The organism is Isoptericola sp. NPDC055881 (assembly GCF_053615895.1).
This window is the reverse complement of record NZ_JBSHCR010000007.1, coordinates 1-25565: the sequence shown is the minus strand read 5'-3', so window position 1 is coordinate 25565 and position 25565 is coordinate 1. Positions and strand designations below refer to the sequence as shown.

Sequence of the window (25565 nt, the reverse complement as noted above, 5' to 3'; positions counted from 1 at the left end):
CCCGACAGGCAAGGCTCGAAGGAGAAAACTGTGCGCAAGGCGTTGGCGTCCGTCGGTATCGGGGCGGTCCTGGCCGTCGGCCTCGGGGCGGCGGCCGTGCCGACCGCGTCGGCCGCGACCTACCCCGGTTGTGACCACGGCTACGGCTGCATCTGGAAGGACAAGAACTACAACGGGTTCAACGGCATGGGGGACCCCTATGGGGCATGGGCGCGCATCGGTGACACCAAGAACGACTTCACAAGATTCAGGTTGCGGGACGGCTCCGCGGCCAGCAACAGCGCCTCTTCCATCGGCCAGAACCTGCGCCAGTGCGAGAAGGGCTTCTTCTACGACTATCGCTTGGCGCCGTACAACGGGGGCACCGGCTCGTACGTGCTGTTCCACAAGGGCACGCGCGACCCCTATCTGGCCAACGGCGGCGGCTCGAGCCCGTACAAGGACGAGAACTGGGACAACCGGATCAGCTCGAACTGGTACAAGTCGTGCATCTGGTGAGCAGAACGCCGGCGAGTCTGAGGCCACCTGGCGCGATGCTCGCTGCAGGCCGTCGAGCGGGACTGGCGACATCGATCGCCGTGTCCCTCTGCGTCGTCGCCGGGTGCGCGAACAGCGTCGACGACCCCGGGCCGCAGTCGACCCGTGAAACGGTGCTGGATGTCCCGGACGCAGTCGCACCGATCATCGACGAGCGGGGAGGCACGGTCCAACCCGGATCCATGCGTCTCTTCGTCGACGAATACCACCGAGACAAGCTGGACTTCATCGTCCGTGCCGCGACGACCGACTGTCTGCGACGCCAGGGCTATACAGGGCCGGTCGACAGGGTGCGGGTGCCGGACCCGCTGTACGGGTCGGCGGTCGTGCTTCCGCCGTGGCTCGAGACGCAGGCCGCACGCTTTGGATTTCTGCCGCCGCAACCGTTGGCAGACCTGGTGGCCAACGGGGTCGAGATCCGCACGTCCGCGCAGGATCGGGCCGAGGAGATCCGGGAACTCTTTCGCCGCAGCGACCGCTTCTACGACGACCTCGATGCCGCGAAGGAGACAACCCGGTACAAGGACGCAGCGGCGGCCTGCAAGAGTGACCCTGCGGTGGCCAGATGGTCGTCCCTCGACATCGACGAGCCTGCGCAGGGCCCCTGGCTCGAAGAGTTCACCGCGGACCAGACGCAGGCGTTCGCCGACCCGGCGATGACACCGATCAAGGCGGACTACGACCGGTGCCTGTCGAAGCACGGGCTCACCGCCGCGGCCCCCGACTCGGTCGCCTACGACGACATGTTCTCCGTCGTGGGCCAGAGCTGGGAGGTGATCGACGAGCAGCAGGTCGCGCTGGCGACCCAGGTGGCGCGGTGCAAGGCCGACACGGACGCGGTGCCACGCATGATGGAGGTGTGGTCGCGGTACGAGGGCGCGACGTTCCTGAGGTACGAGCAGGAGCTGACGGAGGCGCTGACCTTCACCGAGAAGACCGAGGCCATGATCGACGAGTACCTCGCCACGCATGCCGAGTGACGGGCGCAGGACCGCGCGCGACCCAGGTGACCGCCGTGCCCGGTGGGTCGCGGTCTGGGTCGTGTCCGCGGTCGTGGTCGTGGGCGGCGCGTTCGTGGCGGGCTCGTTCGTGCGTTCGCCGTGGCAGGACGCCGTGGAGAACGCCGAGGGTTCGGCGTCGACGACGGCTCAGGTGGTGTCCCGGGAGTTCAGCGCCCGGACCGCCCCGGTCGCCGGGGCGGTGTCGCTCGGCGCGACGATGACGGTGGCGGTGCCGGAGGTCGCGACACCGCGGACCGTGGTGACGTCCGCGACCCCGGCGAAGGGGTCGCGGGTGTCCAGCGGACGAGTTCTCGCGGGCGTCTCCGGACGTCCGCTCATCGCCCTGGACCTGCAGCTGCCGCTGTACCGGGACCTGACCCCGGGGACGACGGGTCCCGACGTCCGGTCGTTGCAGCAGGCCCTCGTCGACCTCGGGCTGCTCCACGGCGCGGTCGACGGGGAGTACGGTCCGGCGACCTCAGGCGCGGTGACGGCGCTCTACACCCGCTCCGGGTACGACCCGCCGGCCGCAGTGCGGTACGCCGGGGTGGAGACCGCGGACGAGGTGTCGCCGCCGGAGGCCGCCGCCGATACCGACGAGACCGACGAGACCGACGAGACCGACGAGACCGAGGACGATGCAGACACCGCGCAGGCTCGGTCGCCTCAGGCCGAGGCGTCGGCGTCCGTCCGGACGGGGACGCCGCTGCCGTGGGCGGAGGTGGTGGACGTGCCCGCGAAGGGGGCGACGGTCCGCACCGCCAGCAAGGCAGGCCGCGTGCTGGAGCCGGGGAGCCCGCTGCTGACGTTGCGCACGGGCAGCGCGCACGTGACGGCGCGGGTCCCCGCCGCGGACAAGGCCCACTACCGCCGGGGCACGAAGGTCCTGGTCGACCTGCCGGGGACGGAGACCCGCCGGTTCGAGGCGTCGATCACCTCGCGGTCGCGCTTCCGGCCCGGGGACGGCGACGGCGCCCTGCCCGGCTACGACATCCGTGTCCCGCTGCCTGCCGCCGCGCTGGACGGCGTCCGGGACGGCACATCGGCGACCGTCGGCCCCGCGGCGGCGGAGGCGGCGGTCACCGCGCCGGCCGTGCCGCTCGCCGCGGTGCGCCAGGACGACGGCGGCACCTACGTCCTCACGCCCGCCGCGTCCGGCGACGTCCCGCGACGCGTGGACGTGACCCTCGGCCTCCAGCAGGACGGGTACCTCCAGGTCGACGCGGGTGAGGTGACGGTCGGGCAGACGCTGGTCGTCGGGGGCGACGCCGAGGCGCCGACCCGCGGGAGCGACGGGTGAGCACCGGCCCCTCCCTCCGGGTGCGCGGGCTGCGGAAGGTGTACCCGTCGGCTCCGCCGGTGGTCGCGCTGGACGGGGCCGACCTCGACGTCCATCCCGGCGAACGGCTGGCGGTGCTGGGACGCTCAGGGGCCGGGAAGTCCACGCTGCTCAACATCCTCGGCCTGCTCGACACCGCCACGGCCGGCGACTACGACCTGCTCGGCGTACCGGTCGCCGCTCTCTCGGGCCGTCGGCGCGACACCCTGCGCGCCGACGCGCTCGGCTTCGTGTTCCAGGCCAGCCACGTCCTCGGGCACCGCACCGTGGCCGAGAACGTGCTCCTCAAGCTCACCACCGCGCGGGTTCCCGCCGGACGGCGCCGCGACCTCGTCGACCGGGTCCTGCACACCGTCGGGCTGTCCGCCCGCGCGCACGCCCTCGGCGCCACGCTGTCCGGCGGGGAGAAACAACGGCTGGCCCTGGCACGCGCCGTCGTGACCGGGCCGCGCGTCGTCCTGGCCGACGAACCCACCGGCAACCTCGACGACGGCAACGCCGCCAACGTGCTCCACCTCCTCGACCGGCAGGCAGCCGCGGACGTCACCGTCGTCGTCATCACCCACGACCCGCGCACCGCGCGCTGGGCGGACCGCGTCGTCGAGCTCGCCGACGGGCGCCTCCACCGGGTCGAAGGGCGCCCATGAGGATCACCGACCTGGTCGCCGACGTCGTCGTCGACCACACCGCCCGGCGCACCCGCGTCCTGCTCATGCTCACCGCCATCGCCTTCGCCACGGGATCGCTCGTCACGGCCCTCGGCATCTCCACCACGGCCGCCCAGCAGATCGACGCCGACCTCGCGGCGGCCGCGACCGACACCCTCACCCTCACGCCGAACACCACGCCGTCCGACGAAGGCGCGCCCTCTGGCGACGGCCCGGACCCGACGACGACCTACTTCCCCGCCGGAGCGGCCGGGCAGGTCGAGGCGATCGACCTGGTCGACTCCGCCGGGCTCCGTCTCCCTGTCTCCACCGAGCGCGTCACGCGCCCGACCGGCGACAGCGACCCGGGGGCGGGCGCGTCGGACGGCGCGCCCGCCGAGCTCCGCGTCGTCGGCGCGACCAGCGGGTACCTGGCCACCCAGGACGTCGCGTCGAGCCGGGCCTGGATGCTCGACACCGCGGACTCCTCGCAGCAGCCCGGTGCGGGGCTGCGGGTCGCGTTCCTCGATACCTCGGCGGCGTCCGCGCTCGGCGTCCCGCCGGGGCTGTCCGACTACACCGGCTACCGCGTCGTGGTCGACGACGTGCCGCTGGAGGTCGTCGACGTCGTCCACGGCCCTGCGACCGCCGGGGCGGTCCTGGTGCCGTACCAGCTCGCCCTGCACCAGCTCGACGGGTCCGCGACCGACGCCCAGATGCTCGTCCGCACCCGCCCCGGCGCCGGGCCCGCCGTCGCGAGGGTGGTGCGCGAAGCCGTGCACCCCGACCGCCCGCAGCTCCTGAGCGTCTCGACCGCCGTGAGTCTCGAGTCCCTGCGCCAGGGCGTCGCCACCCAGCTCGACCGCTTCGCGGCGGCGATCGGCGCCGTCCTCCTCGTCCTGACCACCCTGCTGATCGCGAACTCCATGGTCACCGCCGTCGTGACCCGCACCCCCGAGATCGGGCTCCGGCGCGCCCTGGGCGCCTCCCGTGCCACGATCTCCGGGCTCTTCCTCGTGGACGGAGCCCTGTCAGGCGTCCTCGGCGGCCTCGCCGGTTCGGCGCTCGGCACCAGCGCGATCGTCGTCGTCGCCTGGCTCAACCGGTGGACGGCGATCATGACCTGGCACGACGCCGTCCTCGGCCCCGCCGTGGGCCTCGTCGTCGGGCTCACCGCCTCGGCCTATCCCGCCGTCCGGGCCGCCGCCGTCTCGCCGGCCGAGGCCGTCCGCGCGGAATGAGTCACGGCGTCGCCGGGTGCACCACCATCGCGGCGCCGCCGCCGCGGCGACGAGGCTCGGACACGGCGGTGAGCAGGCCGTCGTCGCCGATCTGGACGGCGGTGGCGGCACCGATCTCGGCGGCGGCCGTGAACAGGTCGCCCGAGGGCACCAGGGTGTGGCCGTACTCCTCCAGCGCGGGGCCGTACGCGGCGATGAACTCCGGTTCGGCGGTCACCGACGCGGTGTTGCGCTGGGCCGCGCGCGGGGCGGCGAGCGCCTCCCCGATCGGCATCCCACGGTCGAGATGGTTGGTGAGCGTCTGCAGCACGGTCGTGATGATGGTGGAGCCGCCGGGGGAACCGAGGGCGAGCACCGGCTCGCCGTCACGGAGCACGATGGTGGGTGCCATCGACGACCGGGGGCGCTTGCCCGGCTCGATGCGGTTGGGGTCGTCCGGCGCCCACACGGTGGAGAAGTCGGTGAGCTCGTTGTTGAGGAGGAAGCCGCGGCCCGGCACGAGCATGCCGGAGCCGCCGGTCTGCTCGATCGTCAGCGTGTACTCGACGACGTCGCCCCAGCGGTCCACGACGGTGAGGTTGGTGGTGGACACGTTCTCCGTGTCGGAGTCCGCGGGGGCCACAGTCTCCCCGCAGGTCGGCTGGTCGGCGTTGACGTCGCCGGGAGCCACCGGCTTCACGGCGGCCTTCTCGGGGTCGAGGAGGCAGGCGCGCTCGGCCGCGAAGTCGTCGGAGAGCAGGGTGTCGAGCGGGACGTCGACGAACGCGGGGTCGCCCACGTAGGCGCCGCGGTCGGCGAACGCGAGGGCGCTCGCCTCCAGGTAGTGGTGCAGGTAGGCGGCGTCGTCCATGCTCGCGAGGTCGAACGTCTCGAGGATGTTCAGCGCCTCCTCGACGGTGGACCCGCCGCTGGAGGACGGCGCCATGCCGTAGACGTCGTAGTCCCGGTAGTCGGAGACGGCCGGGTCCTGCACGATCGCCTCGTACCCGGCGAGGTCGTCGACGTCGAGGTAGCCGGGCGGCACCGGCAGGGTGGTCGCCGGGTCGGTGCGCGGGTGCTGCACGACGTCCGCCATCTCGGCCGCCAGCGGGCCCTCGTAGAACGCGTCGGTGCCGTGCTTCGCCAGCAGGTCGTAGGTGGCCGCGAGGTCGCGGTTGCGGAACACGCTGCCCACGGTGGGCGGCTCCCCGCCGGGCAGGTAGAGGGCGGCGGTGTCGGGGAACGCGGCGAAGCGGGTGGCGTTCGACGCCGTCTGGTCGTGGAACGTCTGGTCGACGACGAATCCGCGCCGGGCGAGCTGTGTCGCCGGCTTGAGCGCCTGCTTCAGCGAGTACGTGCCCCACTCGTCGAGCGCGGTGGCCCAGGTGGCGGGGGTGCCGGGCGTCCCCACGGACACGCCGCTGGTCACGAGCTGTGGCGTGAACGGGTACGGCTTGCCGGTGGCCGGGTCGATGAACGCGTCCGTCGGCATGTCCGCCGGGGCGGTCTCACGTCCGTCGATCGTCTGCACCTCGCCGGTGCTCGCGTCGTAGTGGACGAAGTACCCGCCGCCGCCGACCCCCGCGCTGTACGGCTCGGTGACGCCGAGCGCCGCCGCGGCCGCCACCGCGGCGTCGACCGCGTTGCCGCCCTTGCGCAGCACCTCCAGGCCGATGCGGCTCGCCTCCGGGTCGACGGTGCTGATCGCGCCGCCGTAGCCGACGGCGGTGGGCACCTTGACGTCGTCGCGCGGGTGCGCGCCCGCGGACGTGGCGCCGAGCGTGCCGACGACGGCGGTGCTCGCGGCCAGCGCCGCGGCCGTCAGGACGGCGGCGGCCCGGGTGCGGGTCGAAGGGCGGGCGGAACGGCGGTGGTCCACGGCTGCCTCCTGGGCGGTGGTGCGTTCCTCCCACAGTGACGGAGTTCGGCGCCGGGCGCCCGCCGAAGACGCCGGGCGGTCCCCAGGAGCGACCCCGCGGGGGGTCTACCTGCGGTGTTGCGCGCCGGCCGTGCGAGCCGCCACCGTTGTCGGATGACGACACCGGTCGAGGGGTTCGCGCTGCGCACCTCGGACGCCCAGGAGGCCGAGGCGGCGCTGAACGCCATCTTCCCGGGCGTGCAGCTGCGGGCACCGCAGGAGTCGTTCGAGTTCTCGATCCGCTCCGCGGCGGTCGCCCACGCCACCTGGACCGACCACACCCTGCCCATCGCGGGCGCCACGACGATGGACGAGCCGGGGCCGGTCATCGTGCTCCAGCTGCACGGCCGGATCCGGCTGGAGCACGCCGGGGCCGCGCACACCGAGGGGCCGGCGTTGATGGACGCGCCGGGTCCCGCGAGCGCGACCTGGCAGACGGCCCGCTCGAAGGGCTTCGCGCTGGACCGCGAGTACGTGCGGTCGGTGGCGACCCGCCTGACGGGGCGGAACCAGCCGGCCCACCTGTTCCACGCCGGCCGGCCGCAGGGACCGGCGGAGGCGCGCACCTGGAAGGCCGCGGCGGACTTCGCCGCGCAGTCGCTGACCAGGCACGCGGACGCGATGGCGACGCCGACGCTGCAGCGTTCGCTGGTGCACCACCTGGTGCTCACGCTGCTGCACACGTTCCCCAACGTCGCGCTGGACGACGTGCAGCGCGGGACCGACCGGGTGCTGCCCGCGGCGGTGCGGCGGGCCGTGGCGTTCATCGACGAGCACGCGCACGAACCGGTGACCGTGGACGACGTCGCCGCCGCGGCCCACGTGTCGAGCCGCGGGCTGCAGGCGGCGTTCCGCCGGTCCCTCGGCGTCACGCCGGGGCAGGTGCTGAGGCGGGCGCGCCTGGACGGTGCCCGCCGGGACCTCCTCGACGCCGACCCGGAGGTGGTCACCGTGGCAGCGGTGGCGCACCGGTGGGGCTACCTCCACCTGGGCAACTTCGCCGCGGTGTACCGGGACGCGTTCGGCGAGCTGCCGTCCCGCACCCTGCGGCGTTAGCGGATCCCGGTCAGCGCGTCCCGTGGGACGTCGCCCGAGGGATGCCGAGCACCGGACCGAGCTGCCGGTGGGCCTCGGCCCCGTCCCGGCGGGCGACCTCGACCACCAGCGCGGCGAGGTCGCGGAGCTTGACGTTGCGGACGTTCGACGCGGTGCGCAGCACGGCGAACGCCTCGTCGGACGTGAGGCCGTAGAGCAGCGCGAGCGCGCCCTTGGCCTGGTCGATCGTCTCCCGGCTCCGCGTCGCGGCCGCGACCTGCTGCGAGGCGTCCCGGCGGGCACGGTCGCCGACCTGGTCGGTCACGTCCGTGACGAAGCCGCAGAGCGCCTCGCGGGAGGGGTCGTCAGGCAGGTGCTCGACCTGCCCCATGAGGACGACCGTCCGCTCTCGCCCGCGGGCGTCCATGATGCGGTGCAGGCTGGCGAAGGGCGTGCGCGTGCGGCGTGCGCCGGCGAGGATGCGGCGGACGCGCTCGCGGTCCTCGGGGTGCTTGTGGGCCAGCACGAGGGCGGTCGTGGGGACGACGTCGCCCGGTTCGAAGCCGTGGATCCGGTACGTCTCGTCGGACCACCACCAGGTCTCGTCGGGCAGCACGCACCGGAACGACCCGGCGGGCTGGCGGTCCTCGATCTCCAGGGCGTGGTCGACGAGCGGGGAGTCGAGCGGCTCCTGGAGAGGTGGCCGCATCATGCTTCCCGGTGCGCTCTTCGGGGTGGTCCCCGGTGTGCCTTCTGTCGCCGCGCGGTCCGTGTCCATGGCACCTCCTGCAGGGGTCCTCTCGATGAGAGGTCCGTCGGCCGGACCGCTGCTCGATGCCGGCGGACCACCACACCACAGGCCGGTGCGCCGAGGGTGACGTGGTGCGGATCCGGGACCTTGTCGTGCGGGTCAGCGACATCGAGGGGAGCAAGCAGTATGACGAGAAGTTTCCGTAGCCGTTGACATCGTGAAAGTTGATGGCAACCTGGACGCGGGACGCTGCGACGGCGCACGTCCCGGCCCGACCAGCGGAGGTTCCGATGAGCCGAGCTCTGCCCCCAGCCCGACGCACCACGACCGTTCCCGCGGGGATCGGCATCCTCGTCGGCCTCGCGCTGGCCGTCCCGGCGGGCACCGCCGCCGCGGCCCCCGACCCTGACCAGGACCTGCCGGTCGCCACCGCCGACCTCGCGCCCGCCACGGCCCTCGCGCCGAGCGACGACGTCGCCGACCTGCCGCTCGACGACGGCGGCGCGGCCATCGTCACCGAGCGGACGGAACGGCTGGTCGCGCCCGGCCTCGAGCTCACCCAGTTCGGCCGGGTCTCCGCCGCGGGCTGGCTGAGCGGCGAGGTGCTCGTCGCCCACCTCGGGCAGAAGGGCGGGCCCCGGTTCGGCTACCTCGGCCCGGACGCCGTCGCCGGCAACGCGACCGTGAGCGACATGGCCGCCGACCGTGGCGCCGTCGCGGCGGTCAACGGCGACTTCTTCGACATCAACAACTCGGGGGCCGCGCTCGGCACGGCGGTCGACGACGGCACGCTGCTCAAGTCCGCGACCCCCGGCCGCGAGAAGGTTCTCACCGTCGACGCGTCCGGCGTCGCGCGGCTCGCGGAGCTGTTCCTCGAGGGCACCGTCTCGTTCGGGTCGGGCGACGGGGCGCGCGAGCTGCCCGTCGCGGGCCTCAACGTCACCGGGGTCCCGGCCGGCGGCGTCGCCGTCTACGACACCGCCTGGGGCGACGTCGCGCGCACCCGCCCGCTCGGCGCAGGGGAGCAGGGGGTCGAGGTGCAGGTCCGGACGTCTCCCGACAGCCCCGACGGCACCACGGGCACCGTCCTCTCCGTCGGCACGCCCGGCGCGGGCCGGCTGCCCGCGGGGGTGCGGGCCGTCGTCGCCCGTCCGGGTGCCGCGGCCGACGCGCTCGCGGCGCTCGCGCCCGGCGCCACGGTGACGCTCGCGTACGGCCTGCGCGACGACCTCGGCGAGATCCGCACCGCCATCGGGGGCGACCCGGACGACTGGCTGCTCGAGGACGGCGAGGTCACGTCGTCCACCAGCGACTTCGCGACGCTGCGCCACCCGCGCACCGCGGTGGGCCTCAGCGCGGACGGCGCGACCGCCTACCTCGTCGTCGTCGACGGCCGGCAGGCGCAGAGCATCGGCGCCTCCCTGCCGGAGCTCGGACGGTTCCTCGCCCAGCTCGGCGCTGACGACGCGATCAACCTCGACGGCGGCGGCTCGACGACGATGGTCGCGCGGCTGCCCGGTGACACGGGCACGAGCGTGCTGAACAGCCCGTCCGACGGCGCCGAGCGCCTGGACGCCAACGGCCTCGGCCTGTTCACCCCGCAGGGCTCGGGCGAGGTGCACGCGTTCGACGTCCGCGCCGCCGTCCCCACGGGCGACGCCCCCGCCACCGACGCGCTGCGCGTCTTCCCCGGCCTGCACCGCACGCTGACCGCCGCGGGCTACGACGAGACGCGTGCCGCCGTCGACACCCTGCCCGACGGCTGGACCAGCAACGACGCCGCAGTGGCGACCGTCGCGCGCGCCGCCGACGGCGCAGGCGTCGTCACCGGCGTCGCGCCCGGACGGGCGACCGTCCGTGCCGCGGCCCCCGCGGCCGACGGCGTCGCGACGGGCTCCGCCGACCTCACCGTCCTCGGCGAGCCCGTGCGGCTCACCGTCCCCGACCCCGTGGTCACGCTGCCCGACGCGGACGCGACCGCGTCCCTCACCGTCGTCGGGCACGACGCCGACGGCTACTCCGCCCCGGTCGAGGCGCGGGACGTCGAGGTCACCGGCGGTGACGGCGTCGCGGCGCTGGAGCCTGCGGCCGACGGGTCGTTCACCGTCCGCGCCCTGCGCCCTTCCGGAGCCGCGAGCTTCACGCTCGCCGTCGGGGACGAGGAGGTCCGCGTCGCCGTGGCGGTGTCGCTGGAGGACGTCGTGGTGGCCGACCTCGCGGACGCCGCCCGGTGGACGTCGGCGAACGACCGGGCCCCCGGCGGGTCCGTGACGCCGGCCGACGGGCACGACGGCGCCGCGGGGCTGCGCCTCACCTACGACTTCACGCAGTCCACCGCGACGCGTGGCCAGTACGCCGTCGCACCGGACGGGGGGATCGTCGTCGCGGGACAGCCCCGCAAGATCACGATGTGGGTGGACGGCGACGAGCAGGGAGCCTGGCTGCGCCTGCAGGTGCGCCAGGGCGACGGCGTCGTCACGAACCTCGACGGCCCGACGGTGTCCTGGAAGGGCTGGCGCCAGGTCGAGCTCACCGTGCCCGAGGGTGTGGCCTACCCGCTCACGGTGCAGCGGGTGCGCTTCCTCGAGACGCGGGCCGCGGCGCAGTACCAGGGTGCGGTCACGATCTCGGACGTGCGGGCGCAGGTGCCGCCGGACGTCGACGCGCCGCAGGCCGAGCGGGTCGAGGACCCGGTGGTCGTCGCGGAGGACGCGACGGACGACGCGCCCCTGCGCGTGGCGGTCCTGTCCGACGCGCAGTTCGTCGCCCGGGACCCCGGGTCCGGCGCGGTGCAGGGCGCGAAGCAGGCGCTGGCGGAGATCGTCGCCGAGCACCCGGACCTCCTGGTCATCAACGGCGACCTGGTGGACGAGGCGTCGCCCGCCGACTTCGACCTGGCCCGCCAGATCCTCGACGAGGGCCTCGCCGACGCCGACTTCCCCTGGTACTACCTGCCGGGCAACCACGAGGTGATGGGCGGGTCCATCCAGAACTTCGAGGACGAGTTCGGCGAGCGCACCCACGTCGTCGACGTCCCCGACCCGCGCGACCCGGCGGGCGGCACCACCCGCCTGGTCATGCTGGACTCGTCCAGCGGCCGCCTCGGCAGCGACTTCGCGCAGCTGCGCACGCTGCGGGACGCGCTCGACGACGCGGCGTCCGACGACGCCGTGACCGGTGTCGTGACCCTCTTCCACCACCCGCTCGACGACCCGCTGCCCACGAAGGCCAGCCAGCTCGTCGACCGCGTCGAGGCGCGGACGCTGCGCGCCTGGTTCGAGGACTTCCGCGAGTCGTCGGGCAAGCAGATCGCGTCCGTCGGCTCGCACGTGGGCGTCTTCCACGCGGGCACCGAGGACGGGATCCCGTACGTGGTCAACGGCAACTCGGGCAAGAGCCCGGCGAGCACCCCTGCCGACGGCGGGTTCACCGGCTGGTCGATGATCGGCGTCGACCCGGCGGCCGAGGGCACCGGGGACGGCGGCTGGTTCTCCTGGGAGGTCAACGCCCGCGCCGCGAGCGTCGCGGTGAGCGGCCCCGAGGAGCTCGCGGTCGGCACGTCCGGCCAGGTCAGCGCCCTGCTCACGCAGGACGGCACCCGGGAGGTGCCGGTCGCCTGGCCGGTCTCGTCCCGCTGGGCCGGCCAGCACGTGTTCGTCGGGAGCGTCGCCGACGCGCCGCGAGGCACCGTGCTCGCCCTCGACCCGCGCACGCACGTGGCGACCGCCGTCGCCCCCGGCCGCGCGACCGTCGAGGTCGAGGTGAACGGCACGGTCGGCACGCTCGAGGTGCTCGTGCCCGCCGGGGCGCCCGGACAGGCACGGATCAGCGACGACAACGGCTGGGACACCGGCCTGCAGGACGGCGACTACCGCGTCCTCGTCGACCTGTGGTGGGGCGAGAACGCCACCAGCCTGCGGCTGTACGAGGACGGCACGCTGATCCACACGGAGAAGCTCACGCACGGCGGCACCGCCGCCCAGCGGGTCGCCGTCCCCGTGACGGGCAAGCGGAACGGCACCTACGAGTACACGTGCGAGCTGGTCAACGCCGCGGGCACCACCCCGTGCGCGGGCAGCCACGCCGTGCGGGTCACCGACGCCAACCCGGGCACGCCCACCCTGTCGCACGACAACACCGACGGGGACGGCGACTACGCCGTCACCATGCACAAGTGGTGGGGCACGCAGGCCACCGGCTACGCGCTGTACGAGGACGGCGTCGAGGTGGACCGGCAGGACCTGGTGCCCGGGACCGGGGGAGCCGCACAGTCCGCGACCACCGTCCTCACCGACCGGGCGCCCGGAACCCACCGGTACGTCGCGGTGCTCACCAACGCCGCGGGCGAGACGCGCAGCAAGGAGCTGTCGGTGCGCGTGCGGCGCTGACCCTCGGGGTGACCCACCGGTCGCCGTCCGCCGCGGGCGTTCGCCCCGGCCCCGGCGGGCGGCATATCCTCGGACCATGAGCGACTTCCAGGTCAACCCCCGCGTCAAGTCCGAGCCCTCCGGCGCCCTCTTCGGCCGCGTCCTCGTGGCGTTCGTGCTCTTCGCCGGGGGCCTGGTGCTCCTCGGCACCGGCGCGTCGGGCGGCAACCCGACCCTGGACCCCTACCTCTTCGTGGCCGGCATCCTCGCCGTCGCGCTGTCCTTCGGCCTGCCGATGATCGGCGCGCACGAGCGGGGCTGACCCGCACCACCCGGGACGCGGTCCCTGGCACGAACGACGACAGCCCGTCCCGCCCGAAGGGGGGACGGGCTGTCGTGCACTCAGCCGGCCTGGACGGGGAGGCGCAGGGACGACGCGTGCTCGCCCCCGGTGTGGATGACGTGCCGGCCCTTGTTGACGGCTGACGTGTACTCCCGGTTGCCGGGCATCATCGTGCCGAGCAGGCTGCGCCCGCTGATGACGAGGCGCAGCTGCTCGCCGGGGCGGAAGACGAGGCCGACGGGGAGCAGGTCGATCTCGACGTCGACGATCTCGCCGGGGGAGAGCTTCGCGACGCGGTCGAAGGTGTGGACGGGGACGTCGTCGGTGGTCCGGTCCTCGTCGAGCTGGCGCAGGGAGACGCGCAGGCGCCCGTCGGAGCCCTGGTAGCGCAGGATCGAGGCGCCGCGCTCGGTGACGTCCTGGATCATCGCGCCCTGGTTCGGCACGGTGAACTCCTGCAGGGGTGTGCCCTGGGCGTCGAGCTTCTGCACGAGGACGAAGAGGTCCATGTCGTCGGAACCCTCGGCCTCGACCCACAGGTGGGCCTTCGGGTACCCGACGAGCACCGTCTCGTCCTCGAACCGGGTCACGAAGGACAGGACGTCAGGGTTGCCCGCGACGGCGTAGCCGGCGCTCGCCTCGGCGTCGGGCGCCGTCGTGGACAGGGAGCGGGTGCGGGCGTCGAGGTAGTACGTGGTGGGGCTGACGTCCGCGGGCGGGAACTGGTCGGCGGGGACGCCCGCCCGGTCGCCGCCGGTGAGGTCGAGCACGGAGTAGCGCACGCGGGGGGTGGTCTCCCAGCCGTTGTCGACCCCCTTGAGGACGTGGTCGAAGAACCGGCGCAGGTCCTCGACGTTGGCCTCGTCGTAGTAGTCGGGCCATTCCTGGCTGTGGTGGATGCGCAGCCACTTGTCGGTCGAGGCCATGCGGCGCCAGGCGCGGAACGTGCCGGCGGTGTGCAGGGTGTTGGAGTAGCTGGCCACGACGTAGGCGGGCACGGTGATCTTGTCGAAGTCGGGGATCTTGTCCTGCCACAGCTCGTCCATCAGGGGGTGCTGGGCGGCCTCGGTCAGGAGGTCCTCGCGGCGGCCCTTGCCCCAGTAGCTGTTGTCCTGGAGCTGCTCGGCGAAGCCGGTGTCGGGCATGCCGCCGCGCAGGACGAGGTCGCGGTAGACGTCGCTGACGCCCTCCCAGGGGTTGATCGCGGCCAGGTGCGGGGGCTGCTCGGCGGCGGCGAACCACTGCGAGACGGCGAGGTAGGAGGTGCCGCTCATCGCGACCTTGCCGGTGCACCAGTCCTGGGCGGCGAGCCACTCGATCAGGTCGTAGGCGTCGCGGCCCTCCTGTCGGTCCCAGATCACGCTGTCGCCCTCGGACTCCGCGACTCCCCGGATGTCGGGGTTGCAGACCGCGTAGCCACGCGCGCACCAGTACGCCGGGTCCGGGCCCTCGAACTTCTCCAGCCCGGACACGACCGAGTTGTCCAGGCCGACCATCCCGAAGATGCCCATGACGCTCGCGGACGTGCCCTGGCCCTTGCCGTACGGGCTGAACGCCATGATGACCGGCACCTGCTCGGTCCCGGCGGGACGGAAGACGTCCACGTGGACGGTCACGCCGTCGCGCAGGGTGACCGGGACGTCCTTGTCGAGCACGACGTCGACCGGCAGCGGCTTGAACGGCGGCGCGACCTGAAAGCCGGCCTCCAGGGTCCGGGTGCCGGGCTCGAAGCCGGACAGGATCCCGTACCGGGGGCCGGGCTCCAGCGGCTGGGACGGCACGTACACCTTCTGGTCAACGCTCATCGTGAGCTCCTCACCTCAGTTCGCCCGTGGTCGGGCTCTGCCAACGCCTTCGACGTTAGGCCTGTCCCGCGAGAAACTCAACACGCGTTGAGAAAGTGTGACCGACGAGGTAGTTTCGGGGCATGGTCACCACGCCGAGCACCACGCCGAGCACCAGGACGAGCCCTGCGCCCGCCGCCCGCCGCGGCCGCCGGCCGGGGGCGAGCACGACCCGGCAGGCGATCCTCGACGCGGCCCGCGCCCGCTTCGCCGCCGACGGGTACACCGGCACGACGATCCGCCGGGTGGCGGCCGACGCCGGGGTCGACGCGTCGCTGGTCATGCAGTTCTTCCGGTCCAAGGACGAGCTGTTCGCCGCGGTGATGGCCGTGCCGCCGGAGGCGCTCACCCGCTTCAGCGCCGCGTTCGAGGGTGCCGACGACGGCCTGGGCGAACGCGTGGTGCGGGCCTTCCTCGAGATCTGGGAGGAGGACGCCCGGAGCGCTGAGCCGCTCATGGCCATGTTCCGCGGTGCGATCGTCAACGACCTGGCGAACGCCCAGCTGCGGGACTTCCTCCAGGAGCGCCTGCTCGTCGACGCCGTCGCGTCGCGGGACGTCGACGACGTGACGCTGCGCGCGGGGCTCGTGTCGTCGATGCTCGTGGGCCTCGTCGTGGGGCGCGGCGTGGTCGGCGTCCCCACGCTCGCGGCCGCGGACCGTGAGACGCTGATCGCGCTCGTCGGGCCCGCCGTGCACGGTGTGCTCGTGCCGGCAGGCGGGCAGGAGCCCGGGAACGAGCGAGGAGCGGACCGATGACGGCGACCGACAGCCGGATCTACGTCGACGGCCACCTCGCCGCGTCCCCGCCCGACCTGCCGAGCGCCGCCGACGAGCTGGCACGCTCCGGCGGCGTCGCCTGGATCGGTCTCACCGACCCGGGCGAGGCCGAGCTTGAGACCGCCGCGGGCCGGTTCGGGCTGCACGAGCTGGCCGTGGAGGACGCGCACAAGGGGCACCAGCGGGCCAAGCTCGAACGGTACGGCGACACCGTCTTCGTGGTGATCCGCCCGGCCTGGTACGACGACCGGGCCGAACGCGTCGACATCGGCGAGGTGCACCTGTTCGTCGGGCGCGAGTTCGTCATCACCGTGCGCCACGGCGACCGGCAGGACCTGTCCGCGGCCCGCGACGCGCTGGAGGCCGACCCCCAGTTCCTCGGCACCGGCCCGGAGGCGATGCTCACGGCGTTCCTCGACGTCATCGTCGACGGCTACGCGCCCGTCGTCGCCGGCCTGGTGAACGACGTCGACGAGGTCGAGGACAGCCTGTTCGGGGCGGGCAACACCGACCCGGCGTTGTCGAAGCGGATCTACAAGCTGTTGTCGCAGGTGATCGCGCTCCAGCGCGCGGTGGCGCCGCTGCCCGACATGGTGCGCGGGCTGCTGCGCGGCGCCGGGCGGTACGGCACGGACGACGAGGTGCAGAACCGGTTGCGCAACGTGCTGGACCACACCATCCGGGTCGCCGAACGGGTCGACGGGATCAGGTCGGTCCTCGAGAACGCCCTGACGGTGCACTCCACCCTCGTGACGACGGAGCAGAACGAGGCCATGCGGCGCATGTCCAGCGCCAGCCTCGCCCAGGGCGAGGCCAGCCGGCAGCTCGCCCAGGAGACCATCGAGCAGGGTGAGCAGGTCAAGAAGATCTCGTCCTGGGCGGCGATCCTGTTCACCCCGACCCTCGTCGCGGGCGTGTACGGCATGAACTTCGACCACATGCCCGAGCTGCACTGGACCTGGGGCTACCCGTTCGCCGTCGCGCTCATGGTCGCCTTCGGGTTCGGGCTCTGGCGCGTCTTCAAGTGGCGCCGCTGGCTGTGAGACCCGCGCTCGTCGGGGACGGCCGCGCGACGGCTGCCGCCGGTCGCAGCCCGGGCCCGGTACCCCGGGCCCGGGCGTAGGCGTCAGGCGGTGCGGCGCACCTCGTCGACGAACCGGCGCACGTGGGCGCGCACGGCGTCGACGCGTCGCTCGACGATGGCGGCGCGCACGCCGTCGTCGTCGGACCCCGCCTCCGCGAGGGTGGGCCGGCGCCGCGCGTTGCGGGAGCAGCGGAAGTCGCTGCAGACGAGCGTGCCGATGGTGTCGCCCTTGCGGCCGGCGGCCCCGCCGCGCTTGGCGACGTAGAGCTGGACGTCGCGGGTCTCGACGACGTCCTCGCACCACGCGCACATGGCGGCGCGGCGCGGGCCGGTGCGCTCGCTGGCGCGCAGGAGGACGCCGACGGGGGCGTCGTCGACCCAGGTGACGACGTACGCCGCCAGGGGCTGCTTGCGGTCGCGCCAGCCGAGGTAGTCGAGGCGGTCCCAGGCGACCTCCGCCAGGTCAGGGGCGAGGAGGCGCTGCCGTTCGCTGCGCGTGGCGTTGACGAGGCTGTCGCGGAGCTGCTGCTCGGTCAGGGGGTTCATGAGGATTCGGCTTTCGGTGAGCGGGGGTGGGCAGGGCGAAGCCCCGCACCGCCCGGCCTGCTCGAACCGATCAGCCTGAAGAACGAGCCTGAACGATCAGCGGGGGGCGGTGCCGGGGCAGGCGGGACTGCCCGAGCAGGCCTGGTGGCCCACCCCGCTCCCTGCGACGCCCGGCATCGCTCGCTCCTCGCTCGTAAAAGATGTGGTCCGCTCGCGCTCGACGGCGCGACCGGCCCTTCCATGGTGCCACGCGGCCGTCGCCCGGGTCGACGAGAATTCCGTCACTCCGCCCCGCCCCCGTCGCCGAACAGGTGGTTACACACCTTCTGAACGCTCAGAAGGTGAGTAACCACCTGTTCGGCAGCCGGCGTGGCGGGGCGGCCGGCGTGGCGGGGCGGGAGGACGGGAGCGAGCGCGTCAGAGGGTGGCGCGGACCTCGCGGGCGGCGGCGACGAGGTGGGCGAGCGCGGGCTCGACCTCCGGGTACCGGCGGGTCTTGAGCCCGCAGTCCGGGTTGACCCACACCAGCGCCGGGTCGATCGCCTTCACCGCGAGCCGGAGCAGCTCCGTGACCTCCTCGGACGACGGGACGCGCGGGGAGTGGATGTCGTAGACCCCCGGCCCGATGCCGCGGGAGTAGCCGGCGTCGGCCAGCTCCGGCACGATCTCCATGCGCGAGCGCGCGGCCTCCACCGACGTCACGTCGGCGTCGAGCCCGTCGATCGCGCCGATGACCTCGCCGAACTCCGAGTAGCACAGGTGGGTGTGGACCTGCGTCGCGACGTCCACCCCGGACGTCGCGAGCCGGAAGGACCCGACCGACCAGCGCAGGTACTCCTCCTGGTCCGCGCGCCGCAGGGGGAGGAGCTCGCGCAGCGCGGGCTCGTCGACCTGGACGATGCCGATCCCGGCGGCCTCCAGGTCCGCGATCTCGTCGCGCAGGGCGAGGCCCACCTGGTTCGCGGTGTCGCCGAGGGGCAGGTCGTCGCGCACGAACGACCACGCGAGGATCGTGACCGGGCCGGTGAGCATGCCCTTGACCGGCTTCTGCGTGAGCGACGCCGTGTACGCGGACCACTCGACCGTGATCGGCGCCGGGCGCTGCACGTCGCCCCACAGGATCGGCGGCCGCACGCAGCGCGAGCCGTACGACTGCACCCACCCGTTCGCCGTCACCGCGAAGCCGTCGAGCTGCTCGGCGAAGTACTGCACCATGTCGTTGCGCTCGGGCTCGCCGTGCACCAGGACGTCGAGGCCCAGGTCCTCCTGGAGCCGCACGACGCGCCCGATCTCCTCGCGCATCGCGGCGGAGTAGTCGGCGTCGGAGAGCTCGCCCTGGGTCCACGCGGCGCGGGCCTTGCGGATCTCCGGGGTCTGCGGGAACGAGCCGATCGTCGTCGTCGGCAGCGGCGGGAGGTTCAGCCGCGCGGCCTGGGCGGCCGCGCGCTCGGCGTACGGGCCGCGGGCGAAGTCGGCGTCGGTCAGCGCCGCGGCCCGGTCGCGCACCGCCGGCACGACGACGCCCGCCGCGGTCGCGCGCGAGGCCACGGCCTCGGACGACGCCGCGAGCTCGTCCGCCACGGCGTCCCGCCCGAGGTCGACGGCGCGAGCCAGGGTCGCGACCTCGCCCACCTTCTGGTCGGCGAACGCCAGCCAGTCGCGCAGCCGCGGGTCGAGCGTGGTGCCCGTGCGCGCGCCGTCGTCGAACACCTCGTCCTCGACGTCGTGCGGGACGTGCAGCAGCGACGTGGACGTGCCGACGGCGAGCGCCCCGGCGCCGAGGTCGCGCAGCGCGTCGACGACGTCGAGCCGGGCGGCCAGGTCGGCACGCCAGACGTTGTGCCCGTCGACGACGCCCGCGACCAGCGTCTTGTCCCCGAGCCCCGGCACCGTGCCGTCGAGGGTGCCGGCGGGCACGGTGCCCTTGACCAGGTCGATCGCGATCGCGTCGACGTCGGTGGCGGCGAGGAGCGCGAGACCGTCGTCGCCGAGGCCGCCGAACGGCGCGGTCACGAGGATCGCGGGCCGCAAGCCCACGGTGTCCTCAGAGGCAGTGTCGTCGTTGCCCTTCGTGAGGTCCGTCGCCAGCGCCCGGTACGCGGAGGCGACCGCGGCGTGCAGGCGCTCGGCCGGGACGTCGAGGGAGTCGGTGACCAGCGCCGGCTCGTCGAGCTGCACCCACGGCGCCCCGACGGCGGCGAGCGCGCGCAGCAGCTCCGCGTACGCGGCGACGACGTCGTCGAGCCGGTCGAGCGGGTGGAAGCCGTCGCCCGCCTCGTCGGCCGCCTTCGACAGCGCGAGGAAGGTCACCGGGCCCACGAGCACGGGGCGGGTCGTGACGCCGGCCTCCTTGGCCTCGGCGTACTCGCGCACGACGCGGTGGTCGGCGAACGAGATCGGCGTCGTCTCGCTGATCTCGGGGACGAGGTAGTGGTAGTTGGTGTCGAACCACTTCGTCATCTCGAGCGGCGCGTCCTCGCCGCGCCCGCGGGCCACGGTGAAGTAGCCGTCGAGCTCGAGCGAGCCGTCCTCGTCGTCGAGCAGGTCGCGGAACCGCTCGGGGACGGCGCCCAGCAGCGCGACGACGTCGAGCACCTGGTCGTAGTAGGAGAACGCGCCCGGGACGGAGCCGTCGTCGGGGTTCAGCCCGAGGGACGTCAGCCGGCGGGCGGTCTCCCGGCGCAGCGCACCGGCCGTGACCTCCAGGTCGACGGCGTCGGTGCGGCCGGCCCAGAACGACTCGACGGCCTTCTTGAGCTCGCGGCGGCGCCCGATGCGCGGGTAGCCGAGGATCGTGCCGCCGGGGAAGGCTGCGGGTGCGGGGCTTGTCGGTGTGGTGGACATGAGCACTCCAGAGGTCGGGCGCCCGTCAGACGGCGGGAGCCTGGGTCGGGATGCTCGGTACCCACGGCCTTCTGGCCAGGTCCGCGCCGTCCGACGGGTCGTCGGCCGACGCCGGTCCGCCGAGGTGCACACCCTCGAGCAGGTCCAGAGCGGGTCGGTACTTGTTGAACGTGTACACGTGGATGCCGGGGGCGCCCGCGTCGAGCACGCGCTGCGCGAGCTCCACGGCGCGCGCCGTCCCGTAGGCGTGCTGCGCCTCCGGGTCCGGCAGGGCGTCGAGCGCGTCCAGCAGGTGCCGGGGCGCGCGGACGCCGGTGAGCTCCTCGACGCGACGGAGCCGGTGGGGCTCGGTCGTGGGCAGCTGCCCGGCGAGGATGGGGATCGTCACGCCGGCCGCGCGGGCCTCGGCGACGAAGTCGGTGTACGAGTCGGCCTCGTAGAACAGCTGCGTGATGGCGAAGCCCGCCCCCGCCTGCTGCTTCTCCAGCAGCCGCTGGACCTCCTGCGCCCGGGTGGTGCCGGCCTGCCTGTTGCCGTCGACGAACGTCGCGACGGCGATCGTCAGGGGGCGGGTGGCGCCGCGGAGGGCGGTGCCCGGGTCGTGCGCGCAGCGGCGCGCCTCCACTTCGCGCAGCAGGTGCACGAGCTCGATCGACGACTCCACGCCGTCGGACGGCGGTGCCCAGTCGGGCTGGTCCTTGGGCGGGTCGCCGCGCAGCGCGAGGAAGGCGCGCGTGCCGGCGGCGAGGAAGTCGTCGATGACGGCGGAGACGTCCTCCCGGGACGCGCCCACGCAGGTCAGGTGCGCCACGGGCAGGACGGGCGTGCCCTCCAGCAGCCGGGCGACGACCTGCCGCGCCGTCGCCCGGTCACCGCCGCCCGCGCCGTACGTCACGGACACGAAGTCCGGGCGCGCGGCCACGAGCCGGCGCGCCGTCTCCCAGAACTTCGGGGCGGCGTCCGGCCGGCGCGGCGGCATGAGCTCGAACGAGACCGTCGGGCGTGCGGGCAGCACCGGGGTGGGCGGAAGGGATGCCTCTGCGACCATGCGTCACTCCATCGATCCTGGCGTGAGCACCTTCGTCCTCGGGAGGCTTCCGTCGGAGAACGGGTTGCTGCGGCGTCGTCGAGCCAGGACTCTCGGCCGCTCTGGATGGCTGGACCTCGATCGTACGCACCATCCGCGATGCGGTCGAGATTTCGCCCGCCTGATGAGACAACCGGGGGACGACGCCGCTGGTCAGGGCACCAGCACGACCTTCCCGCCCGGGTGGCCGGACTCGACGAGCGCGTGCGCACGGGCCGCGTCGGCCAGCGGGAGGACCGCGCCGACGGTGGTGGTGAGGTCGCCGCGGGCGAGGGCGTCGACCGCCTGCGCGAGCTCGTCGGCGTCCCGCTCGGAGCGGTAGCTGGCCGTCACGCCCAGGTCGGCCGCGGCGTCGTCGGCGATGGTGACGATCCGGTCCGTGCCGCCGCGCAGGGCGATCGAGTCGGGCAGGACGCCCGCGCCGGTGGTGTCGAGGACGGCGTCCACGCCGTCGGGCGCGAGGGCGCGGACGCGTTCGACCAGCCCGGCGCCGTAGGTGGTCGCCGTCGCCCCGAGGGCGGCGACGCGGTCCTGGTTCCGCGCCGACGCCGTCCCGATCACCCTGGCGCCGCGGCGCACCGCGAGCTGGGTGGCCAGCGCGCCCACCGCGCCGGACGCCCCGTGCACGAGCAGGGTCTCGCCGGCGCGCAGGTCCAGCAGGCGCAGCACGCGCGTCGCCGTCTCCGCCGCGACGGGGAGCGTGACGGCGTCGGTCACGGCGAGGCCGTCGGGGACACGGGCGAAGACCTTCGTGAGCGCGAGTTCCGCGTACCCGCCGCCGACGGCGAACCCCACCACACGGTCGCCGGGCGCGACGCCCGTCACGCCGTCACCGAGCGCGTCCACCACGCCCGCCACCTCCAGGCCGGGCACGACCGGGGTCGCGGGCTCGGGGGCGCCGGTCACTCCGGCGCGGGACTTCACGTCCCAGCCGTTGACGGCGGCCGCCTCGACACGCACGCGCACCTGGCCGGGCCCGGCTTGCGGGTCGGGGACGTCGGCGAGGTGCAGCACCTCGGGGTCGCCGTGGGACTCGTAGACGATCGCGCGCACGCGGTCATCCTGGCGCAGGCGCCGCCGCCCTGCCCGCGCGGACCAGCGGAGGCGCGGCGGTGTCGCGGCACGACGGGATCACGGGGTGGCGAGTTCGGCAGCGTCCAGGACGTCGCCAGAGGCGCTCATGAGCCACTCGGTGGCGAACAGGACCTTCAGGTACTGGATGACGACATTCGTCGCGGGGCTGTGTTCAGCCGATGGCCGGCCGGCTCGGCAACGTCCGATTCGCCCGACGACCGCGGTACGACGTAGTCAGCCCTCTGGGGCGCGGGCGGCGAACACCCAGACGGTCGTGTCGTGCGGCGTCATGGTTGGCGCGGACTGTGTCTCGAAGCGCGTGGTGACCCGCACCCGCTCCCCGAGGAGGAATTGGAGCTCCTGGGCGATCTCGTCGACATCGACACCGGAGTCCTCGGTCCTCTCGCGCACCTGGCAGACGACGGCGACGTCGAGGCCGTCGACGGCGACGCCCAGCGCCAGCGCGTCGCGCGGGACGAGGCTGAGCGAAGCCTGCGTCAGCTGGGCGACGACGTAGTTCTCCCAAAGGGGCGCGTCGCCGAGGTACTCGGGGGTCGGCAGGGTCATGAGGCTGTCCGCTGGACGCTCCGTACGCCCGTCACCCGGCGGCCGTGTTCTCCCAGGTACTGAACCCGACGACCGGTGTGTCGGGCCTCCACCAGCCTTCGTGGGTCGCTGCGGATGCGGCCTGCGGGCTGGCGAGGATCAGCAGGTCCGGTACGGCCGGGACGACGCCGGGAGACGCCACGAACGAGTCCCAGTCGACGTCGGCCGTCGTGCCCCGGCGGTCGACGACGAGACCCAGGGCGTCGGCGCTGGACGTCTGGATCACCTCCTGCGCCGCACGTGAGACCGCGTCGACGTCGTCGGAATCCAGTCCGTCCAGGTAGCAGGTCACGCCGACGAAACCCCGGCTGCCGTCGTCGCCGTACCGGTGTCGTCGGACCGTGACGATCATGTCGTCGGACCCGGACATCCATGTCTGGAAGGTCCGGTCGGCGTCGTCGGCGAGAAGCCCGGAGAGCTGGTCACGGTCGACGAGGTGACGGTCGCCTTCCAGGTCGAGCACGGCGACCAACCCGTCGGTGCCCGGCGCCGTCAGTCGAGCGCCCGACCCCGTGACCCAGTCAGTGATCCACGCGCCGCGGACGGCGGAGACGTAGAGCGTGAGGAAACCGTCTGACATCTGCTACTCCTTGGGGAACGTGAACACGTTGTCGACGCCCAGCTTTCGACCCGCCTGATCGATCGCGCTCGTGGGAGTGCCGTCTTCGAGGTAGTACATGGCGCGGACGCCGTCCCGATCCGCCGCCGCCTTGCTCACATTCAGTGCGTGGCCGAACTTGGCTGGGTCCTTGGCCTTGGCAGGCCCCCGACGAAGATGTACTCACCGTTGGGCCCGATGACGTCGAGCCCGGTCGACCCGACACCGTCGACCTTGATCTTGATGTCCTGCCCATCGGGGCCCTTGGCGACCTTGCCACCGACGATCTTGGCGACGCGCTCCTCGCGCGCGAGACCCACCGAGTTGGCCGCCTTGCCGTGCCCCGCGGCATTGTGGACCAGGACGGGCAGGTCGCCGGCCAGGACGTAGTAGTTGTGGTGCGTGGCGACGTGGAAGTTGTAGACCGTGACCGGGCCGTCGGGGTCGTGCTCGTCGCGGTGCTCGATGTCGATCCGATCCAGCTTCACGGTCCCCGTGCCGCAGCATGATCACCGCAACGGAGCGGGCCGCCATCGTCTCGATGTGTTCCGTGCCCGTTGCTCCGGCATCTGGTCCGCGCGTCACGTCAAAGCTGAGCAATCACGACCCGGTCGAGCTCGCGAACGTCACGACGCAGCGCGGAACTCGCTGAGCCAGGTCCGAAAGTCCGCGGTCCCATGCAGACGCGTCCCGGGACCCGACAACAGGTCCGCCCCGGAGAGCCTGTCCAGGGCGTCCATCACGACGTCGTCCACATCATCGTCATCGTCCATCGCCCGCAGCGTGGCCATGGCCCAGTCGGCCGCCTCATCCGGGTCGAGCGAGCCATTGGCCAGCGCGCTCAGCTTGGAATCGATCGTGGATCGGTCAGTGGCTTCCATGCTCAGAACACTCCCGTGAAGTTTCCGGCGGCGTCAAAGAGGTAGTGGACCTTCGTGCCCCCGGTGACGCTCACGTCCGGGCGTACGATCCTGACGCGTCCTGCTGCGTCGACGGTCTCGTGCCACAGGCGCTTCGCGCCGGTCCCAGGATCCCACTCCCGCACCAGGCGCCGGCCAATCATCTCGCCAGGGTTGGTGGCGGGCGTGACACGCCCATAGAACCGGAAGCGACCGTTCTCCAGCTGCTTGAAGCCGTCTCTGCCGTACTTCTTGAGCTGCTTCGCAAAGGCCTGGCTCGCCTCCCCCGCGAGTGCGTCATGCCCGCCGGCATTGTGGACCAGGACGGGCAGGTCGCCGGCCAGGACGTAGTAGTTGTGGTGCGTGGCGACGTGGAAGTTGTAGACCGTGACCGGGCCGTCGGGGTCGTGCTCGTCGCGGTGCTCGATGTCGATCTTCTCGAGGGTGACCGTGCCGGTGCCGGTGCCGGTGCCGGTGCCGGTGCCGGTGCCGTCGCCGGTGTCGGGGGTGACGAGGATGTCGCCGGGCTGCAGGTCGCGGGCGAGGATCCAGCCCATGTTGCGCACCATGAACGGGTGCTCGTCGGTGGTCGTGACGACCTGCCCGGCGATGGTCAGGTGGAACAGGGTGGTCGTGGTGCGGACGAAGGTGTCCATGACGAGCTGCAGCTCGTCGGTCCCGGTGGCCAGGTCGTGGGCCCAGACCTTGTCCCCGGGCCGCAGGTCCTGGATCGGACGGTCGCCCTCGGGGGTGCGTACCAGGGTCCCGGCGGTGAAGCAGGTGCCGAACCCGACCTTGCACCATGCCTTCTTCGCACCGGACTTGAGCCCGGACTTCATGCCCTGCTTGAACGCGGCCTTCGACAGGCCCGTGGCGGCCTTGGCCGCCCCGCCCAGCCCGATCACGGACAGGGCGGCGCCGGCGATCGCGATCCCGGCCTCGGCCCAGGAGCGTTCCCCGGTCGCGGCGAGGGTGAGGTTCGCCAACGCGGACACGATCGCCGCGACCGCGGCGACGACGATCAGCACCCCTGCCAGCGCGGTCCC

General features: G+C 73.4%; 22 protein-coding genes and 1 riboswitch. Of the genes, 10 read left to right on the top strand and 12 right to left on the bottom strand.

Going from position 1 to position 25565, the window contains the following annotated elements:
- Positions 1 to 30 precede the first annotated feature (30 nt).
- From ACWGKI_RS03675 to ACWGKI_RS03655, 5 genes are all read left to right on the top strand, one after another.
- The gene (locus tag ACWGKI_RS03675; protein ID WP_452184771.1) at positions 31 to 498 is read left to right on the top strand and encodes a hypothetical protein; all 468 of its coding nucleotides are present in this window, start codon (positions 31 to 33) and stop codon (positions 496 to 498) included.
- Positions 486 to 1517 (top strand): hypothetical protein, encoded by a 1032-nt coding sequence (locus ACWGKI_RS03670; protein WP_452184769.1) that lies wholly within the window; start codon positions 486 to 488, stop codon positions 1515 to 1517. Before ACWGKI_RS03675 ends, ACWGKI_RS03670 begins: the two co-directional genes overlap by 13 nt.
- Positions 1518 to 1578: 61 nt before the next feature.
- Complete coding sequence (locus tag ACWGKI_RS03665; protein WP_452184767.1) at positions 1579 to 2838, top strand: peptidoglycan-binding protein; 1260 nt, start codon at positions 1579 to 1581, stop codon at positions 2836 to 2838.
- Positions 2835 to 3524, top strand: a complete 690-nt coding sequence (locus ACWGKI_RS03660; RefSeq protein ID WP_452184765.1) for an ABC transporter ATP-binding protein — start codon at positions 2835 to 2837, stop codon at positions 3522 to 3524. Before ACWGKI_RS03665 ends, ACWGKI_RS03660 begins: the two co-directional genes overlap by 4 nt.
- Positions 3521 to 4765 carry an ABC transporter permease gene (locus ACWGKI_RS03655; protein WP_452184763.1) on the top strand — a complete coding sequence of 415 codons (1245 nt, stop codon included), beginning with the start codon at positions 3521 to 3523 and terminating at the stop codon, positions 4763 to 4765. Before ACWGKI_RS03660 ends, ACWGKI_RS03655 begins: the two co-directional genes overlap by 4 nt.
- 1 nt (position 4766) lies before the next feature.
- Here the strand turns inward: ACWGKI_RS03655 and ggt are convergent, their stop codons facing one another.
- A complete protein-coding gene (ggt, locus tag ACWGKI_RS03650; RefSeq protein WP_452184761.1) occupies positions 4767 to 6623 on the bottom strand; it encodes a gamma-glutamyltransferase in 1857 nt (618 codons plus the stop codon).
- A 153-nt stretch (positions 6624 to 6776) separates the two neighbouring features.
- Between ggt and ACWGKI_RS03645 the strand changes: the two genes are divergently transcribed.
- Entirely contained in the window at positions 6777 to 7718 is a 942-nt protein-coding gene (locus tag ACWGKI_RS03645; RefSeq protein ID WP_452184759.1) for a helix-turn-helix transcriptional regulator, read from the top strand.
- Positions 7719 to 7728: 10 nt separating this feature from the next.
- Here ACWGKI_RS03645 and ACWGKI_RS03640 read toward each other — a convergent pair whose 3' ends face one another.
- Positions 7729 to 8475, bottom strand: a complete 747-nt coding sequence (locus ACWGKI_RS03640; protein WP_452184757.1) for a PAS and ANTAR domain-containing protein — start codon at positions 8473 to 8475, stop codon at positions 7729 to 7731.
- A 263-nt stretch (positions 8476 to 8738) separates the two neighbouring features.
- Between ACWGKI_RS03640 and ACWGKI_RS03635 the strand changes: the two genes are divergently transcribed.
- Positions 8739 to 12836, top strand: a complete 4098-nt coding sequence (locus ACWGKI_RS03635; protein WP_452184755.1) for a phosphodiester glycosidase family protein — start codon at positions 8739 to 8741, stop codon at positions 12834 to 12836.
- Between the two features lie 76 nt (positions 12837 to 12912).
- Positions 12913 to 13137, top strand: coding sequence for a hypothetical protein (locus ACWGKI_RS03630; protein ID WP_452184753.1), 225 nt, complete (start codon positions 12913 to 12915; stop codon positions 13135 to 13137).
- An 80-nt stretch (positions 13138 to 13217) separates the two neighbouring features.
- Here ACWGKI_RS03630 and ACWGKI_RS03625 read toward each other — a convergent pair whose 3' ends face one another.
- On the bottom strand, positions 13218 to 14963 hold the full coding sequence (locus ACWGKI_RS03625) for a CocE/NonD family hydrolase (protein ID WP_452184751.1): 1746 nt from the start codon (positions 14961 to 14963) through the stop codon (positions 13218 to 13220).
- Between the two features lie 122 nt (positions 14964 to 15085).
- Between ACWGKI_RS03625 and ACWGKI_RS03620 the strand changes: the two genes are divergently transcribed.
- Together ACWGKI_RS03620 and ACWGKI_RS03615 are read left to right on the top strand one after the other, a co-directional pair.
- Positions 15086 to 15760, top strand: coding sequence for a TetR/AcrR family transcriptional regulator (locus ACWGKI_RS03620; RefSeq protein ID WP_452184749.1), 675 nt, complete (start codon positions 15086 to 15088; stop codon positions 15758 to 15760).
- Positions 15757 to 16824: a magnesium and cobalt transport protein CorA gene (locus ACWGKI_RS03615; protein ID WP_452184747.1), complete on the top strand. Its 1068-nt coding sequence runs from the start codon at positions 15757 to 15759 to the stop codon at positions 16822 to 16824. The genes ACWGKI_RS03620 and ACWGKI_RS03615 overlap by 4 nt, the downstream gene beginning before the upstream one ends.
- Positions 16825 to 16907: 83 nt before the next feature.
- On the opposite strand, the gene ACWGKI_RS03610 is transcribed toward ACWGKI_RS03615, so the two are convergent.
- From ACWGKI_RS03610 to ACWGKI_RS03570, 9 genes are all read right to left on the bottom strand, one after another.
- Positions 16908 to 17411, bottom strand: a complete 504-nt coding sequence (locus ACWGKI_RS03610; RefSeq protein ID WP_380242062.1) for an FBP domain-containing protein — start codon at positions 17409 to 17411, stop codon at positions 16908 to 16910.
- A 417-nt stretch (positions 17412 to 17828) separates the two neighbouring features.
- Positions 17829 to 20255 (bottom strand): 5-methyltetrahydropteroyltriglutamate--homocysteine S-methyltransferase, encoded by a 2427-nt coding sequence (gene metE / locus ACWGKI_RS03605; RefSeq protein WP_452184744.1) that lies wholly within the window; start codon positions 20253 to 20255, stop codon positions 17829 to 17831.
- 25 nt (positions 20256 to 20280) lie between these two features.
- Positions 20281 to 21303, bottom strand: a complete 1023-nt coding sequence (locus tag ACWGKI_RS03600) for a methylenetetrahydrofolate reductase (RefSeq protein WP_380242057.1) — start codon at positions 21301 to 21303, stop codon at positions 20281 to 20283.
- 5 nt (positions 21304 to 21308) lie between these two features.
- Positions 21309 to 21415: riboswitch (SAM riboswitch) on the bottom strand.
- 80 nt (positions 21416 to 21495) lie between these two features.
- The gene (locus ACWGKI_RS03595; protein ID WP_452184742.1) at positions 21496 to 22395 is read right to left on the bottom strand and encodes an NADP-dependent oxidoreductase; all 900 of its coding nucleotides are present in this window, start codon (positions 22393 to 22395) and stop codon (positions 21496 to 21498) included.
- Between the two features lie 255 nt (positions 22396 to 22650).
- Positions 22651 to 22983, bottom strand: coding sequence for a hypothetical protein (locus ACWGKI_RS03590; protein WP_452184740.1), 333 nt, complete (start codon positions 22981 to 22983; stop codon positions 22651 to 22653).
- Between the two features lie 31 nt (positions 22984 to 23014).
- The gene (locus ACWGKI_RS03585) at positions 23015 to 23602 is read right to left on the bottom strand and encodes a hypothetical protein (RefSeq protein ID WP_452184738.1); all 588 of its coding nucleotides are present in this window, start codon (positions 23600 to 23602) and stop codon (positions 23015 to 23017) included.
- Between the two features lie 140 nt (positions 23603 to 23742).
- On the bottom strand, positions 23743 to 24108 hold the full coding sequence (locus tag ACWGKI_RS03580) for a hypothetical protein (RefSeq protein ID WP_452184736.1): 366 nt from the start codon (positions 24106 to 24108) through the stop codon (positions 23743 to 23745).
- 138 nt (positions 24109 to 24246) lie between these two features.
- A complete protein-coding gene (locus tag ACWGKI_RS03575) occupies positions 24247 to 24501 on the bottom strand; it encodes a hypothetical protein (protein ID WP_380242045.1) in 255 nt (84 codons plus the stop codon).
- A gap of 2 nt (positions 24502 to 24503) precedes the next feature.
- A partial coding sequence (locus tag ACWGKI_RS03570; protein ID WP_452184734.1) for a polymorphic toxin-type HINT domain-containing protein occupies positions 24504 to 25565 on the bottom strand: 1062 nt, incomplete at its 5' end.

Bases quoted from the DNA above. Each gene is read 5' to 3' on its own strand.
- ACWGKI_RS03585 (WP_452184738.1), bottom strand. From the start codon at position 23,602: ATGTCAGACGGTTTCCTCACGCTCTACGTCTCCGCCGTCCGCGGCGCG.
- ACWGKI_RS03640 (WP_452184757.1), bottom strand. From the start codon at position 8,475: ATGGACACGGACCGCGCGGCGACAGAAGGCACACCGGGGACCACCCCG.
- ACWGKI_RS03635 (WP_452184755.1), top strand. From the start codon at position 8,739: ATGAGCCGAGCTCTGCCCCCAGCCCGACGCACCACGACCGTTCCCGCG.
- ACWGKI_RS03610 (WP_380242062.1), bottom strand. From the start codon at position 17,411: ATGAACCCCCTGACCGAGCAGCAGCTCCGCGACAGCCTCGTCAACGCC.
- ACWGKI_RS03600 (WP_380242057.1), bottom strand. From the start codon at position 21,303: ATGGTCGCAGAGGCATCCCTTCCGCCCACCCCGGTGCTGCCCGCACGC.
- ACWGKI_RS03630 (WP_452184753.1), top strand. From the start codon at position 12,913: ATGAGCGACTTCCAGGTCAACCCCCGCGTCAAGTCCGAGCCCTCCGGC.
- ACWGKI_RS03625 (WP_452184751.1), bottom strand. From the start codon at position 14,963: ATGAGCGTTGACCAGAAGGTGTACGTGCCGTCCCAGCCGCTGGAGCCC.
- ACWGKI_RS03645 (WP_452184759.1), top strand. From the start codon at position 6,777: ATGACGACACCGGTCGAGGGGTTCGCGCTGCGCACCTCGGACGCCCAG.
- ACWGKI_RS03655 (WP_452184763.1), top strand. From the start codon at position 3,521: ATGAGGATCACCGACCTGGTCGCCGACGTCGTCGTCGACCACACCGCC.
- ACWGKI_RS03615 (WP_452184747.1), top strand. From the start codon at position 15,757: ATGACGGCGACCGACAGCCGGATCTACGTCGACGGCCACCTCGCCGCG.
- ACWGKI_RS03590 (WP_452184740.1), bottom strand. From the start codon at position 22,983: ATGACCCTGCCGACCCCCGAGTACCTCGGCGACGCGCCCCTTTGGGAG.
- ACWGKI_RS03620 (WP_452184749.1), top strand. From the start codon at position 15,086: ATGGTCACCACGCCGAGCACCACGCCGAGCACCAGGACGAGCCCTGCG.
- ACWGKI_RS03575 (WP_380242045.1), bottom strand. From the start codon at position 24,501: ATGGAAGCCACTGACCGATCCACGATCGATTCCAAGCTGAGCGCGCTG.
- metE (WP_452184744.1), bottom strand. From the start codon at position 20,255: ATGTCCACCACACCGACAAGCCCCGCACCCGCAGCCTTCCCCGGCGGC.